The 15,991-nt window shown below is 31.3% G+C and carries 14 protein-coding genes and 2 tRNA genes; 12 read left to right on the top strand and 4 right to left on the bottom strand.

All coding sequences use genetic code 11. The features are described from left to right. Positions 1-103: 103 nt before the first annotated feature. A tRNA-Cys gene (locus HA140_RS08685) sits at positions 104-174 on the bottom strand. Positions 175-216: 42 nt separating this feature from the next. Between HA140_RS08685 and HA140_RS08680 the strand changes: the two genes are divergently transcribed. Continuing rightward, positions 217-1,446 carry a lipid-A-disaccharide synthase-related protein gene (locus tag HA140_RS08680; protein WP_308788977.1) on the top strand — a complete coding sequence of 410 codons (1,230 nt, stop codon included), beginning with the start codon at positions 217-219 and terminating at the stop codon, positions 1,444-1,446. A 29-nt stretch (positions 1,447-1,475) separates the two neighbouring features. Further along, positions 1,476-1,742, top strand: a complete 267-nt coding sequence (locus tag HA140_RS08675) for a hypothetical protein (RefSeq protein WP_209040704.1) — start codon at positions 1,476-1,478, stop codon at positions 1,740-1,742. A 3-nt stretch (positions 1,743-1,745) separates the two neighbouring features. Here HA140_RS08675 and HA140_RS08670 read toward each other — a convergent pair whose 3' ends face one another. Beyond that, positions 1,746-2,381: a ribonuclease D gene (locus HA140_RS08670; RefSeq protein WP_209040703.1), complete on the bottom strand. Its 636-nt coding sequence runs from the start codon at positions 2,379-2,381 to the stop codon at positions 1,746-1,748. A 162-nt stretch (positions 2,382-2,543) separates the two neighbouring features. On the opposite strand from HA140_RS08670, the gene HA140_RS08665 reads away from it, so the two are divergent. Next, entirely contained in the window at positions 2,544-3,101 is a 558-nt protein-coding gene (locus HA140_RS08665; protein ID WP_209040702.1) for a cofactor assembly of complex C subunit B, read from the top strand. A gap of 28 nt (positions 3,102-3,129) precedes the next feature. On the opposite strand, the gene hemF is transcribed toward HA140_RS08665, so the two are convergent. Beyond that, the gene (hemF, locus tag HA140_RS08660; protein WP_209040701.1) at positions 3,130-4,158 is read right to left on the bottom strand and encodes an oxygen-dependent coproporphyrinogen oxidase; all 1,029 of its coding nucleotides are present in this window, start codon (positions 4,156-4,158) and stop codon (positions 3,130-3,132) included. Between the two features lie 159 nt (positions 4,159-4,317). Between hemF and HA140_RS08655 the strand changes: the two genes are divergently transcribed. From HA140_RS08655 to HA140_RS08620, 8 genes are all read left to right on the top strand, one after another. Further along, positions 4,318-5,388 (top strand): Mrp/NBP35 family ATP-binding protein, encoded by a 1,071-nt coding sequence (locus tag HA140_RS08655; protein ID WP_209040700.1) that lies wholly within the window; start codon positions 4,318-4,320, stop codon positions 5,386-5,388. 3 nt (positions 5,389-5,391) lie between these two features. Beyond that, the gene (gene rodA, locus HA140_RS08650) at positions 5,392-6,660 is read left to right on the top strand and encodes a rod shape-determining protein RodA (RefSeq protein ID WP_209040699.1); all 1,269 of its coding nucleotides are present in this window, start codon (positions 5,392-5,394) and stop codon (positions 6,658-6,660) included. Then, positions 6,660-8,024: a sensor histidine kinase gene (locus HA140_RS08645; RefSeq protein WP_209040698.1), complete on the top strand. Its 1,365-nt coding sequence runs from the start codon at positions 6,660-6,662 to the stop codon at positions 8,022-8,024. Before rodA ends, HA140_RS08645 begins: the two co-directional genes overlap by 1 nt. A 111-nt stretch (positions 8,025-8,135) precedes the next feature. Then, on the top strand, positions 8,136-8,558 hold the full coding sequence (locus tag HA140_RS08640; protein WP_209040697.1) for a photosystem I reaction center subunit II PsaD: 423 nt from the start codon (positions 8,136-8,138) through the stop codon (positions 8,556-8,558). A gap of 59 nt (positions 8,559-8,617) precedes the next feature. Then, complete coding sequence (locus HA140_RS08635) at positions 8,618-10,138, top strand: anthranilate synthase component I family protein (protein WP_209040696.1); 1,521 nt, start codon at positions 8,618-8,620, stop codon at positions 10,136-10,138. After that, a complete protein-coding gene (gene gshA / locus HA140_RS08630) occupies positions 10,139-11,257 on the top strand; it encodes a glutamate--cysteine ligase (protein ID WP_209040695.1) in 1,119 nt (372 codons plus the stop codon). Between the two features lie 53 nt (positions 11,258-11,310). Then, entirely contained in the window at positions 11,311-14,280 is a 2,970-nt protein-coding gene (ppc, locus tag HA140_RS08625; protein WP_209040694.1) for a phosphoenolpyruvate carboxylase, read from the top strand. A 3-nt stretch (positions 14,281-14,283) separates the two neighbouring features. Further along, a complete protein-coding gene (locus tag HA140_RS08620) occupies positions 14,284-14,730 on the top strand; it encodes an N-acetyltransferase (RefSeq protein ID WP_209040693.1) in 447 nt (148 codons plus the stop codon). A gap of 10 nt (positions 14,731-14,740) precedes the next feature. Here the strand turns inward: HA140_RS08620 and HA140_RS08615 are convergent. Continuing rightward, a tRNA-Arg gene (locus HA140_RS08615) sits at positions 14,741-14,814 on the bottom strand. A 76-nt stretch (positions 14,815-14,890) separates the two neighbouring features. Between HA140_RS08615 and recF the strand changes: the two genes are divergently transcribed. After that, entirely contained in the window at positions 14,891-15,982 is a 1,092-nt protein-coding gene (gene recF, locus HA140_RS08610; RefSeq protein ID WP_209040830.1) for a DNA replication/repair protein RecF, read from the top strand. Positions 15,983-15,991: the final 9 nt, after the last annotated feature.

The following is a 15,991-nucleotide window of genomic DNA, read 5'->3' as shown; positions in this document are numbered from 1 at the left end:
AAGACTATTTTTTATATCAACAAGTAATTGAAACTTTATACCCTTTATTTGAAATTGAAGTTCTTCGAAAACTTCATAATTCAATGCGTAAAAAAATTAAATAAGGCGGCACCCAGATTCGAACTGGGGATAAAGGATTTGCAATCCTCTGCCTTACCACTTGGCCATGCCGCCGAAAAAGATTCGATTGAGTCTTTTTATGATCTTAACAGTAAGGTGTCTCATTCTATATTATTTATCTGCAATGGTCATGGAGAAGATGTAATAGCATCGGAAATAATAAAAATAATACTAAAAAAAAGAAAAAATAAAAATGTTGAAGTTTTGCCTTTAGTAGGAAATGGAGATGTATTTAATTCCATAAAATCAAAGAATTTTCGTAAAATAGGGTATTTAAAAGAGCTGCCTAGTGGAGGTTTTAGTAATCAAAGTCTGAAGGGATTTTTGCTTGATTTGTTTGCAGGATTTTTAATCGATAATTTAAGAAATTTTCTACTTGTAAAACGGAAGTCAAAACATAAATGGAAAATTATTGCGGTAGGAGATTTTTTGCCATTACTTTATGCTTGGAGTTCAGAATGTGAATTTAGTTTTATTGGAACTCCCAAAAGTGATCATACTTGGAGTAGTGGTCCAGGTTGGGATTTAAGCGATTTTTATCATAAGTTAAAAGGTTCTGAGTGGGATCCGTGGGAAATGTTTTTTATGAAATCTCCAAGATGTAAAAATTTAATTATGAGAGATAAAATTACAGCTAATAATTTGAATAGAAAAAGTATTGATGCAAAATACTTGGGTAATCCAATGATGGATTTTGTTAACGCATCAAACGAGAAGATATCAAATATTATTTCTTTTAAAAGAATTATCTTATTAGTTGGAAGTAGATACCCTGAAGCTTTTAAAAATCTTGATAATTTTCTTAATTGTTTGCAAGATTTTGATTTTTCAAAGGATTTGGTAATACTTTTGCCTTTGAGCATTAATGCAAATGTGATTCAAATTCAAAGTTATTTAAATAAATATGGTTTTATAAAACAGAGTAAAGTTAAATTGCTAATTGATGAAGATTCAGTATGGAAAAAGAAAGATCAATATGTAGCCATTGGAAAAGGTAAATTCAATTCATGGGCCAATATGGCAGAAGTTGGCTTGTCTAATGCAGGAACTGCTACGGAGCAAATTACTGGCCTTGGAATCCCATCTCTTTCTCTACCGGGACATGGACCACAATTTACAAAATCATTTGCAAAAAGGCAATCAAGATTATTGGGAGGTAGTGTTTTAGTTTGCAAGAACAAAAAAATTCTTTTAAAACGTTTAAGTTTACTTTTGGAAGGAAAAGTTGAGAGGTTAGAACAAGCAAAAATTGGGAAAAAAAGAATGGGGGAATCCGGAGCAAGTAAGAAAATCGTAGATGCCATAAACCTTCATTTGTTATCTTAGTAAATGGCACTAGCTTATTAATTTTTTGTATGTATCCAATAAATGATCGGCAATATCTAAAAATTTGCGCAGAAATTGCAAAACTTATGAGTATAAGCTTATCTTCTGCTAAGAAGAAAGTAGAAATTCAAATTGCAAAAGAAGGCTCGAAAACTATTCAAGAAAAAATACAAGTTGCGCAAAATGTCTTAGAAATTTGTGAAAAAAATGATGGAGATAAATTAAGTTCTTCGAGAATGCTTGATAAGCTTATGGAAACTCTTGATGGTGAAGATAATTTTTTAACTGAAGATTGATTCTTAATGTTCAAAAATATTTGAGAATTTTAGTATGTCTAAATCAGCATGTACAGAAACTGATTCGAAACATTTTTGAGCTAATTCATATCTACTTTCTCTTTCTAAGATAACTTTTAATTTATGCATTGCTTCGATTAAATATCTAACATCATTTGCGGCATAATCTAATTGATCTTTTGTTAAATCATCGTTGCTACCCCAATCACTACTTTGCGAGCTTTTGTCCAGTTCTATTCCTAACAATTCATTAATTAAATCTTTTAAACCGTGTTTATTTGTATAAGTTCTTGCCAACTTACTGGCAATTTTTGTACAAAAAATGTTTTTTGTATTAATTTCAAGATTGCATTTTAGAGCTGCTACATCAAATCTCGCATAGTGAAATATTTTAGTAATTTTGTCATCTTCTAGGAGCGCTTTTAAATGAGGTGAAGAAGATGTATTAAGTTCGATTTTTATACAGGATGTTCTTTTAAATTCATTGCATATTTGTACTAGACAAAGTCTATCTCTTCCATGGATTAAACCCATCGCTTCAGTGTCTATAGCTAGATAGGAAGATTTTTTATAAAGATTATATAAATCTATTGTTAAATCGCCATAAAGAAGATCAATGTTTTTATTTTCAATAGTCATTTTTAAAATTTTTTAAAGTAATTTAAGATTTAGAATATTACTTAAGGTTTTATTTGATTAAGAATTTTTATCTAATAAGAATATTTTACAGAATAATTTTAAAAAATTATAATATGATGTAACTTTAGTTTTTATTCTCGAGCTTAATAGAAAAAATTTTTAATGTCCTATTCCTTAAATTCAACGTTGTTGCTGACAATTCTCTTGTCCATAGGATTATTTTTTTTCCTTAGGGCTTCCAGTAAAGATAGAACAACTATCGTTGAGATCTCATCTGCTCAGCAACCAGTTAAAGTTTTAAATGGTTTATGTGAATGGCTTAATTTGAGGGGATGGAAGCAAACAGGAGGAGATTTTGAACAAAGAATTTTAATATTCAAGGGTCAAGTTGTTTCTAGTAAATTTTTAGCAATTTTTTTGGGTTTTCTTGGTGGTTTTGGTTCTTGTGCTTTGGGATTAGTAATTATCCAAATATATCCTGAATTAGGTTGGTGGCCTATCCTTTTGGGATTAATTGGGGGCCCTTTGTCTGGAATTGTTTATTTTAAAAAATCAGCAAGAGAGGAGAAATTTGAATTAAGGTTGATCAACGAAAATGAAAATGATTCAACTTTCATGAGACTAAGAGCGCATAGGGATGAATTAATCTCTTTAGAAAATGAACTTGGAGAAAAACTTCAGTTGAAAAGTGACGGTTCTTTATTTAAAACTCCTATTTAAGAAACTTTAAAATTTTATTCGATAATTTTTAATTAAAAATATTATTCTCTATACAGAATTTCTCTAACTCTTTATCATTTAACCAATCTTGTGGTTTTGTAAAAATTGATGTGAGAAATTCTTCTCGAGAACCTTTTTTAGGTTTATATCCATATTCCCATCTAGCTAAGGGTGGTAAGGACATTAATATAGATTCAGTTCTGCCATTTGTTTGTAGTCCAAAAATCGTCCCTCTATCCCAAACTAAATTGAATTCGACATATCTACCTCTTCGATATAGCTGGAATTCTCTTTCCTTCGATGAATATGTTTGAGAAGCTCTTTTTTCAATAATGGGCAAATATGAAGGGAGGAATGCCTGCCCACAGTTTTCCGCTAAAGAAAATAAATTATCCCAATTTAAATTTGATTTACCAATACTTTGTGAAGCTTTTGATGCCTCCCCATTTTGATGATTTCCTCTATAAATATTACCTGAACCATCTTGATAATCATAAAAAATACCTCCAATGCCTCTAGATTCATTTCTATGTTTCAAGAAGAAATATTCATCACACCATGGTTTGAAAACTTTATGTAAATCTTGATCAACTTTCTCACAAGCTTTTTTATGCTCGTTATGAAAATTTCTTACATCAGAAAGATAAGGATAAAAAGGGGTTAAGTCTGCACCTCCCCCAAACCACCAAACAGGACCAGCTTCGAAATATCGATAATTCAGATGAACTGTAGGAATATAGGGATTCTTAGGATGCAATACCATAGAAGTTCCCGTAGCAAACCATTCATGACCTTTTGCTTCGGGCCTTTGAGAGATGATAGATTGCGGTAATTCTTTTCCCTGTACTTCCGAGAAGTTTACTCCTGCTTGCTCAAAAATAGAACCATCTTTCAACACTCTTGATCTTCCACCGCCCCCTTCATCTCTTAGCCAGGATTCTTCTGTAAATTTCCCTTTGCCGTCTACATTTTCAAGCCCTGAACAAATTTTGTCTTGTAAAGTTAATAAGAGATTTTTTGTTTTTTCTCTCGAGTTTTTAGGAGGTTCTTTCAACATGTATTTAGTAAATCTTGAAGAAAAAAATTTTTTTGGTTAATTATAAGTTTCCCTTTATAATTTCTCTTAGGGGGTACTTATTGCTTATTATTTGATAGTTCGACATAGTTCTTAATCTTTTAAACAGTCGACTACCTTGTCAAAATATTTAAAAATTTAATGACGACAATAGAAGATGCGAGTTTTGCTTTACAAAAAGTTCTAGATGCTGGATCACAGAAAAATGTAATTGAATTAGCTTGGATTAAAAATGTAAGAGTAACAATACCAAGAGTTATCGTAACACTATCATTACCATCATTTGCAAATTCTCAGAGAGATAGGATTGTACAAGAGGTTAGAAAAGTACTACTTGATTTTAAAGATATTGATGATGTTCAAATAGAGATAGATAATAATCCTCGAAAAACAGAACCTCAAAATCAAAGTAATGCGCCTGAGTTGCAGAAGATTGATGGTATTCAACATATCATAGCTGTTAGCAGTGGTAAAGGTGGAGTTGGTAAAAGTACCATTGCAGTTAATCTCGCTTGTTCTCTAGCTAAATTAGGCGCTAAAACTGGTTTGCTGGATGCCGATATATATGGACCTAATACTCCTTCAATGATGGGTGTTGCTGAACAAAATCCAAAGGTTACAGAAGGTAGTGGTACTGACCAAAGGTTAATACCTATTAATAAATATGGAATTTCTTTGGTATCAATGGGTTTTCTTATAGAAGAAGGACAACCAGTGATATGGAGAGGACCAATGCTAAACAGTATTATCCGTCAATTCCTTTACCAAGTTCAATGGAATCCTCTTGATTTTTTGGTGATTGACTTGCCACCTGGAACAGGAGATGCTCAAATTTCCCTTTCACAATCTGTTCCTATTTCTGGAGCTATTGTCGTTACTACTCCGCAACAAGTATCTTTGCAAGATGCAAGGAGGGGATTGGCAATGTTTAAACAACTTGGAGTACCTTTATTGGGAATTGTAGAAAATATGTCAGTATTTATTCCGCCAGATATGCCTAGTAAAAAATATGAAATTTTTGGTAAAGGTGGAGGATTAACCTTAGCTAAAGAAAATGATTTACCTTTATTAGCCCAAATTCCTATTGAAATCCCTCTCGTTGATGAAAGTAATAAAGGTGTACCAATCTCAATAAGCCAGCCCAATAAAGAAAGTTCTATTGCATTTGGTAACTTAGCTAAATTAATTAAGAATCAATTTGTTTATAGATAATTGATGTTTAGGAGAATCTTTGTATTAAATAAGAGAGGATTTTTACCAAAAAAAGACAAATACATTAGAGGTTTTTTATTTTCTCCACTACTATTAATCCCCCTTTTTTTAGTTGTTATTTCCGGTTTACTAATAAAAAGTATTCAGGGTGATTTTTTAGTATCTAATTATTTAGGCCATATCTTTACTGGTTTTTTAGGTTATTTTTTAGCATTTTTTATTTCTTATATACCTTTAGAGAGACTTAGAAAGTATTTAGTTCCATTTTATTTTTGTACTTTAATATCATTATTACTAATTTATTTTTTTGGGATCTCAGTTTCTGGAGCTCAAAGATGGCTAAACTTGGGAATTTTTTCTTTTCAGCCGTCAGAAGTAGCTAAACTAAGTACTATATTAACTCTTGCTTTAGTACTCGACAAAAAAATAATTTTAACAATAAGAGATTTAGTATTGCCTTTATTAGTAATGGTTATTCCTTGGCTATTAATTTTTTTTCAACCGGACCTAGGTACCTCTTTAGTTTTACTTGTTTTGACAGGTGTGATGCTCTATTGGTCGCAAATGCCCATAGAGTGGATTTTGATATTAGTGTTTTGTATTATCACCTCTATATTATATTTAACCTTTCCAAATCTTCTTATTCTTTGGATTCCTGTTATGGGATATCTTGCTTATAGATCTTCGAAAAAGAAAATTATTTTTTCTGCTCTCGCCATTTCATTTCATTTTTTAGTAGCAAAATTGACACCAATTTTGTGGCAATATGGCTTAAAAGAATATCAAAAAGATAGATTAGTTTTATTTTTAGATCCAAATAGAGATCCATTAGGTGGTGGATATCATTTGATACAGAGTCAAATTGCAATTGGTTCTGGAGGATTATTTGGGAATGGTTTGCTACAAGGTAAGCTGACTAATTTGCAATTTATACCTGAACAACATACTGATTTTATATTTAGTGCCTTAGGCGAAGAATTGGGTTTTGTGGGGTGCATAATAGTTTTATTTTTGTTTTTTCTTTTGATTAAAAAACTCATTAATACTGCAACAATTGCTAGGTCTAACTTTGAATCTTTAATTGTTATTGGAATAGCCTCAACTTTTTTATTTCAAATAATTATTAACTTATTTATGACTATTGGATTAGGACCAGTTACTGGGATTCCTCTTCCTTTTATGAGCTATGGTCGAACGTCATTGGTGACTAATTTTATATCTATTGGATTTGTTTTATCTGTATTGAAACGCTCTAGATCATTAAGAAGTTGATGAATTCAAAAATAACTATAAAAAAAATTCAAGAAAATTTGATTAACGGAGTTCAAACAATATATGTGGATAATGATACTTCCAGAAGAATGTGGTGGGCTTCTTTAGAAGTTATTCAAAAAGATTTTCTATCTCAGAATTATAAAAATGGGGGTATTTGGGTCGCCTCGCCTTTGCCAACTTTTAATGATAAAAAATTTTTAAATCAATTTCATGGATGGCTTTGGTCTCTTGAGGGGTTTCCATATTTTCAAAATGAGAATGCAGTTTTTTTGCCAGTAAATAATTCAGACAAAATAAAAAAAGATTTCGATTTAGTTAGTAATTATAAAGTTTTAAATCTTAGTCAAGAGGATGGTTATGAACCTTTTTTGATGATACTAACCCAAAATTTTCAATGCATATTATCAATTGTAGGAGAAAAAGATAAGAAAATTTTATTAATGAAGTGTGACGAAGAAAGCCTAAAACTTTCAATTGAATTAATGCACGCAAAATTAAAGCAAGAGAATTATGAGGAAGGAGCAAAATTTCGTAATGCAATTAATAATTTAGGTAATCTTAATATTAATAATCAATTTGAAAAATTATTTTGGCCCCTATTATCGGCAAAATTAGCAAATATTGCTCCCAATCATAATATTCAGAATTCTGTAAAAAACGATGAAAAAAATTTGCAAATAACTGAAGCAAAATTGTTACGTGCAATATCTCATGAAGTAAGAACGCCCTTGGCAACAATAAGAACCTTAATTAGTTCTACTTTAAAAAAATATAAGATGGACGAATCAATGAAAAATCGTTTAATTCAAATAGATAATGAATGTAATGAACAAATTGATAGGTTTGGTTTAATTTTTAATGCAGCAGAATTAGTGAGTAATGAAGTCCCGTCATTAAATAACTTGGCAAAAATTAATTTAGCTGAAATTTTCAAAAAGCTTTCTCCCCTATGGAATAAACAATTAAATCGACGTGGCATTTCTTTGAAGATTGATATCCCCAATCAACTTCCGCAAATTTTAAGTGATTCTGAAAAATTGGAATTAATGTTAAGTGGATTAATTGATAAAAATACTAGAGGATTAAAAGAAGGTAGTACATTAATATTAGAATTAAGACCAGCTGGTCAGAAACTAAAACTGCAATTAAAAGTACAAAAATTAGAAAGTAATCAAAATGAAATTCTAAAAAAAGATAACGGTTCCGATATAGGTCCTGTTTTAAATTGGAACCCTCAAACAGGAAGTTTACAACTTAGTCAAAATGCTACTCAAAAGTTGTTAGCTAGTTTAGGAGGGCATGTCACACAAAGGCGTGATACAGGTTTGACAGTATTTTTTCCGATTTCAGATTCAAAATAAAATGAGAAATCAGTTTTCCATATATTAAATAATGTAGAAAATTTCCTTTAAATTTCGAATTTTGCAAAATATGAATGCTAATTTCTTATTATAAATAACTCAAAATCAAGGATGACTGAAACTTTAGTTGGTCAATTTCCAAAGCATATAGGAAGTACTGGGGGTTTATTAAACTCAGCAGAAACCGAAGAAAAATATGCAATTGTATGGAAAAGCTCAAAGGAGCAAGCATTTGAATTGCCCACCGGTGGAGCGGCTATTATGCACGAAGGTGATAATTTAATGTACTTTGCAAGAAAAGAACAATGCCTTGCATTAGGGACACAATTAAGATCCTTTAAACCAAGAATTGAAGATTTTAAAATCTACCGAATTTTCCCAGGTGGTGATATTGAATTTTTACACCCAAAAGATGGTGTTTTCTCTGAAAAAGTAAATGAGGGAAGAGAGAAAGTAGGCCATAATCCGAGAAGAATAGGTGAGAATCCTAATCCAGCTGGTTTGAAATTTACAACTAAGAATACTTTTGATTAAATTCCTTAAAGTTGATATAAAAGAAGAAAATAATTATAATTTGGGCTGACATTATTAATATGATCAGCTCACATAAAGATAGTTTCCTAAAGGCTTACAAAGAAGGTAAAAATTTTATACCTATCATTCAAACTTGGCCAGCAGATTTGGAGACTCCATTGTCGACTTGGTTAAAGTTATCTTCAAAAGATTCCCATGGTGTTTTTCTTGAATCCGTTGAAGGTGGGGAAAGTTTGGGTAGGTGGAGTATTGTTGCTACTAAACCTCTTTGGGAAGCAGTTTGTTATGGAGAAGAAATAGTTAAAACTTGGAATAATGGTAAAACTGAAACTCATAAAGGTGATCCTTTTGATATTTTAAGGAGTTGGACAAAGAAATATAAGTCAACCATGCTTAATGACTTACCATCAATTGGACAGTTATATGGCTCTTGGGGTTATGAATTAATAAATCGAATAGAGCCTAGTGTTCCAATAAATGAAATACCTGAAAACAATATCCCTTATGGTACCTGGATGTTTTTTGATCAGTTAGTTGTTTTTGATCAAATAAAAAGATGTATTACTGCAGTGGTTTATGCAGATACAACTTCTTCAAAAGATTCCTCGATTGAAGATTTGTATCTTAAATCAATTTCTAAAATTAAAAAAACTAGAAATTTAATGAGAGTTCCTCTAAAAGAAAATGAGTTTTTAGATTGGAATGAAAATGAGAATTTGAATTTAGATATAGAGAGTAATTGGGAGAAAAAAGATTTTGAGGATGCAGTACTCTCTGCAAAAGAATATATAAGAAAGGGAGATATCTTCCAAATAGTTATAAGTCAGAGATTCCAAACTCAAGTCAATAATGACCCCTTTAATTTATACAGAAGTTTGAGGATGGTTAATCCCTCTCCATACATGTCATTTTTTGATTTTGGCTCATGGTATCTGATAGGTTCAAGTCCTGAAGTAATGGTTAAGGCTGAAAAAAATAAAAATAATCAGATTGTTGCAAGCTTAAGACCAATAGCTGGGACAAGACCTAGAGGTATTGATAATCAACAAGACTTGGAATTAGAAAAGGATTTATTAAAAGATCCAAAAGAGATAGCTGAGCACGTAATGCTAATTGATCTTGGGAGAAATGATCTTGGGAGAGTTTGTGAAATTGGGACTGTGAAGGTCAAGGATTTAATGGTTATTGAAAAATATTCACACGTTATGCATATAGTTAGTGAAGTTGAGGGGATCTTAAAAAACAATGCTGATGTATGGGATTTACTTAAAGCATCTTTTCCCGCTGGGACAGTAACTGGTGCGCCAAAAATAAGAGCTATGCAATTGATTAAGGACTTTGAAAAAGATTCTAGAGGACCTTATGCTGGTGTTTACGGATCTATTGATATTAATGGTGCATTAAATACTGCAATTACAATAAGAACTATGATAGTTAAACCCTCAAGAGATGGGAAATATGATGTTTCAGTGCAAGCAGGAGCTGGAATTGTTGCTGATTCTTCTCCTGAAAATGAATATCAAGAGACGATAAATAAAGCAAAAGGGATATTAAAAGCATTGGCCTGTTTGGATAAATAAATGACTCAAAATAATCTTTATAAGGGTTTTGAAGTGGAACTTTTCACAGGTTCTTTAAATTCTCATATTGGTGTTTCGGCAGAAATTGAGAAAAAATTTCCTGATTTTGTAAAAGAGCCAGATAACAGAAATGTTGAATACATAACAACACCTGAAAAAGATTACAATTTTTTGTACGAGAAATTAATAAATCCAAGAAAAAAGTTAAGGCGATGGCTCAACAAAAAAGAGTTAACAATTATTCCTTCATCCACGCTCTGTTTTAAACATGACATACAATTTCAACGATCTGATATTCAAAATGTTTATCATCAATTCATACAAGATAGTTATGGAATATCTATTGCAACTTCAAGCGTACATATAAATATAGGAATAGATGATTTAGATAAACTTTTTGCTGCTATAAGACTAATAAGGTCTGAGGCTGCTTTGTACCTATCCATAAGTGCTAGTTCGCCTTTTTTAAATAATAAAATTACGGAAAACCACTCACAGAGATGGATGCAGTTTCCTAAAACACCCCAAAAAGTACCTTTTTTTGTTAACCATAATTCCTATATCGATTGGATCGAGAAAAATATAGCTAATAAAAATATGCAAAATATCAGACATTTTTGGTCTTCAATTCGTCCAAATGGTCCTCAAAGGCCTTTAATTCTTGATCGTTTGGAATTAAGAATTTGTGATTTCGTTCATGATATTAATTTGCTCCTAGGGATAACGGCAATGCTAGAACTAAGGATTCTAAATCTTTTTGAAAATATGAATACTTTAGATCCTTTGACTACAAGTATTTTTTCTATTGATGAATTATCAGAAATATGCGATAAAAATGAAATTAATGCTGCTAAAGATAGTCTTAATTCAGAATTAATCCACTGGAGAGATGGAAAAAAAGTTATTTGTAGAGAATGGATTCAAAATTTATTATCAGATTTATCACCTACTGCAGAAAAATTTAATATGCAACATCTTTTGAAACCTATCTATGTGGTGCTTGAAGAAGGTAATCAATCTATGAAGTGGATAAATCAATATAAAAAAGGTTTTTCTATAGAACAAATAATGAAATTTTCTATCGATGATATGATCAAGAATGAAGAGGATAGTGTTTGATTATTTAAACAAATATTTGATCTGAACATTTTTACTTGTGACATAATGATTATATGGAATCTTTTCAACAGATTAAAAATAATAATGTGGATCTTATAAGTAATATTGATCCACTTGATAAAAATCGTCTTTTGATAGAGGATCTATGGGAATCTGTGCTCAGAGAAGAATGCCCAGTTGATCAAGCAGAGAGATTGATACAGCTTAAAGAATTAAGTTATTCAAAACAAATTGATGGTGATAGTTCAAAAACTTTTAAAAAAGAAATAGTTGAAATTGTAAATTCTATGGATTTGGCAGAGTCCATTGCGGCAGCAAGGGCCTTTTCATTATATTTTCAATTGGTGAATATTTTGGAACAAAGAGTTGAAGAAGATAGATATATACAAAGCTTTACTAATAAGGATGTTCAGAAATCTCCAGACAACCTTGACCCTTTTGCCCCAGCATTGGCTAGGCAAAATGCTCCTGTAACTTTTAGAGAATTATTTTATAGGCTTAGAAAATTAAATGTACCTCCAGGAAGATTAGAGGCGTTATTGCAGGAAATGGATATTCGTTTAGTTTTTACTGCACATCCGACCGAGATAGTAAGGCATACTATAAGACATAAGCAAACTAGAGTTGCTAACCTGTTAAAAAAAATACAGGTTGAGCAATTTTTAACAAAAGAAGAAAAAAATTCTCTAAAAACTCAATTAAAAGAGGAAGTTAGACTTTGGTGGAGAACAGATGAATTGCATCAATTTAAACCTTCAGTTTTAGATGAAGTAGATTATGCCTTGCATTATTTTCAGCAAGTTTTATTTAATGCAATGCCTCAATTGAGAGGCAGAATTGCGGAAGCACTTGCCGAAAATTACCCAGATGTTCAGATGCCTTCTGAATCTTTTTGTAACTTTGGTTCTTGGGTTGGTTCAGATAGGGATGGCAATCCATCGGTCACTCCTGAGATAACATGGAGAACTGCATGCTACCAAAGGCAGTTGATGTTGGAAAGGTATATTGTTTCAATAACAAATCTTAGAGATCAATTAAGTGTATCAATGCAATGGAGTCAAGTAAGTTCTTCTCTATTAGAGTCGTTAGAAACAGATAGAGTTAAATTCCCTGAAATCTATGAAGCTAGGGCTACAAGATACAGATCAGAACCTTACAGGTTAAAATTAAGCTATATTTTAGAGAAATTAAGATTAACACAAGAAAGGAATAATTTGTTAGCTGACAGTGGGTGGAAATTTGAATTGGAGGGAGAAATTGATACTAAAAATATTGATAAAAGTGAAAATCTATATTACAAGTCAGTAAACGAATTTACTTATGATCTCGAACTGATTAAAAATAGCCTAATAAGTACAGATTTAAATTGTGAAGCGGTAAACAACTTACTTACTCAAGTTCATATTTTTGGATTTTCTTTGGCAAGTTTAGATATTCGTCAAGAAAGTACAAGGCATAGTGAAGCTATACAAGAGCTTACAAATTACCTTGATTTATCTGTTACTTATGATCAAATGTCTGAGGAAGATAAAATTCAGTGGCTCATAGATGAGTTAAATACAAAAAGGCCTTTAATTCCTTCGGATGTTAATTGGACAAAAACTACAGAAGAGACCTTTTCAGTTTTTAAAATGGTTAAGAGACTGCAGCAAGAATTTGGAAGTCGTATTTGTCATTCTTATGTAATTTCAATGAGTCATAGTGCATCTGATTTGCTTGAAGTTATTTTACTGGCAAAAGAAATGGGACTTCTTGATCAAAATTCACAAAAGTCAAAATTATTAGTCGTTCCTCTTTTCGAAACTGTTGAAGACCTCAAAAGAGCACCAGAGGTAATGGAGAAGTTGTTTAAATTAGATTTTTACAGATCTTTATTACCAAAAGTTGGTGAATCTTATAAACCTCTTCAAGAATTAATGCTGGGATATTCTGATAGTAATAAAGATTCAGGTTTTGTTTCCAGTAATTGGGAAATTCATAAAGCGCAAATAGCTCTTCAAAATCTTGCCAGTAAAAATAACATATTGCTAAGACTTTTTCATGGAAGAGGCGGCTCTGTTGGTAGAGGTGGAGGCCCAGCCTATCAGGCAATATTGGCTCAACCAAGCGGTACTTTAAAAGGGCGCATAAAAATAACAGAACAAGGTGAAGTTTTAGCTTCAAAATATAGTCTTCCTGAATTGGCTTTGTATAATCTAGAAACAGTTACTACAGCTGTTATTCAGAATAGTTTGGTAAATAATAGACTTGATGCCACACCAGAATGGAATCAATTAATGTCTAGGCTGGCAGAAACATCAAGGTCTCATTACAGAAAATTAGTCCATGAGAATCCTGATTTATTAAATTTCTTTCAAGAAGTAACGCCAATAGAAGAAATAAGTAAATTACAGATTTCTAGTAGACCTGCGAGAAGAAAAAAAGGAGCAAAAGATTTGTCTAGTTTAAGAGCTATTCCATGGGTATTTGGTTGGACACAAAGCAGATTTCTCTTGCCAAGTTGGTTCGGAGTAGGAACTGCATTATCATCTGAATTAAATTCAGATCCACAACAAATTGAATTACTAAGAGTTCTACATCAAAGATGGCCATTTTTCAGAATGCTTATTTCCAAGGTAGAAATGACATTATCTAAGGTAGATTTGGAAGTAGCAAAATATTATGTTGACAAACTTGGTAGTAAAGAAAATAAAGATTCCTTTGAAGATATTTTTGAAGTAATTGCTAAAGAATATAATCTTACAAAATCTTTAATACTTGAAATTACTGGTAAAAGTAAGCTCTTAGAATCTGATAGAGACTTAAAATCATCGGTAAGTTTGAGAAATAAAACTATCATCCCATTGGGCTTTTTGCAGGTTTCACTTTTGAGAAGACTTAGAGACCAAACAAGGCAACCCCCAATCAGCGAATTCGTTATTGATAATGACGAATCTAGAAGAGCTTATAGTAGAAGTGAACTATTGAGAGGTGCACTTTTAACTATTAATGGAATAGCAGCTGGAATGAGAAATACTGGTTGAGAATTGCAATATTTTTCTAAAAAAAAACTTGTTCTTCCTGAAGGTTATATTATTAACTCTTCTAAGATCCCATTAGCTAAAGAAGTTAATAAACTTTTAGCAAATTGTGGTTGTGAAACCTTCCCAATAAAACCTCTCACAGAGGCAATTCAGAAAAGTAATTTCTTTTTCACCATACAGAACGAATTAAAAAATAAATTGTATGGCTTTGTAAGGGTTACATCAGACAAGGGATTGAATGCTAATTTATGGAATTTAAGTGCAATACCAGGTGATAATCAGCAACTTTTTTATTCAATATTGCTTCAAGTCACCATTGAGAAAATAAATAGAGAAATGCCTGGATGTAGTATTTCTGTTCAGGCTCCGGTTTCTTCATTTAAAAGTTTAAAAGAAAGTGGATTTATATTAGATCCAAATGGGATAAGAGTAATGGGATACAAACTTTAAAATCATATTACGAGCATGGAGGGATTCGAACCCCCGACTCTCAGAACCGGAATCTGATGCTCTATCCAACTGAGCTACATGCCCTTTAATTTTCAATTTCTTTAAAGAAAATCTAAATATAATAAACTTAGCTAATTTAATAAATGAATGCATTAAGAAAATTTTTTTAAATCACTTAAAAATAAAAAATTTTCGGAACCATAAAAGTTTTGAAATTGACCTAAAAGAGCAAAGAACAATTGTTCTTGGATTAAATGGTATTGGTAAGTCAAATTTACTTGAATCTGTTGAATTTTTAAGTCAATTAAAATCTAATAGAGCATTAAGTGATAAAGATTTAATAACAAACGATAGTGATATGGCTGTCGTTATGGGGCAAATAGATTTCAAAAATGATTTAAAGTTAAATTTGTTCCGAAAAGGTCCTAAGAAAATTTACGTTAATGAATCAATCTTGAAAAAGCAGAGTGAAATAAAGAATTATATTCGGAGTGTATGTTTCTGTTCTAATGATATAGATATTGTTAGAAGTGAACCAAGTTGTCGAAGGACATGGATTGATAAAGTTGTATCTCAACTTGAACCAGTATATTTGGACTTGATTAGTAGATTTAACAGGCTTTTAAAGCAAAGAAGTCATTTTTGGCGTTCAGAAAGTTTCTTGAGAACTAATTCCTCAGATATTCTTGAAAGCTTTGATATTCAAATGTCAATAATAAGTACAAGAATTTTTAGGCGTAGAAGAAGGGCTTTATTAAAAATAAAGCCATATGTTGAATATTGGCATAATCATTTAAGTAAGTCTAAAGAGAAAATAGACATAAATTATCTTTCGGGCATAGAAAATGTAAGTCCTGAAGAAGAAGAGGAAGAAATTATTAGTAAAAAAATAGCAGAACAACTCTTAAATCAGCGTTCAATAGAAGCATTAACTGGTAAATGTAATTTTGGCCCTCATCGTGATGATGTTGAGTTTTTAATAAATAATGTTTCAGTGAGAAAATATGGTTCATCAGGACAGCAAAGGACTTTTATCTTGGCTTTAAAGATGGCTGAACTAGATTTATTAACAAAATCATTAAATGCTCCTCCAATACTTATATTGGATGACGTCTTGGCGGAATTAGATTTATCCAGACAAAATTTGTTATTAAATTCTGTTGGCAAAGATAGTCAATGTTTTATAAGTGCGACACATTTAGATAAATTTAATCAGTCTTTCTTGAGCTCTTCACAAATGATTCATTTATAATTTCAAAAA

It is taken from the genome of Prochlorococcus marinus CUG1417, from assembly GCF_017695975.1.
GTDB classification, from domain to species: Bacteria; Cyanobacteriota; Cyanobacteriia; order PCC-6307; family Cyanobiaceae; genus Prochlorococcus_A; species Prochlorococcus_A marinus_AG.
This window is presented reverse-complemented; position numbering and strand designations above follow the sequence as displayed.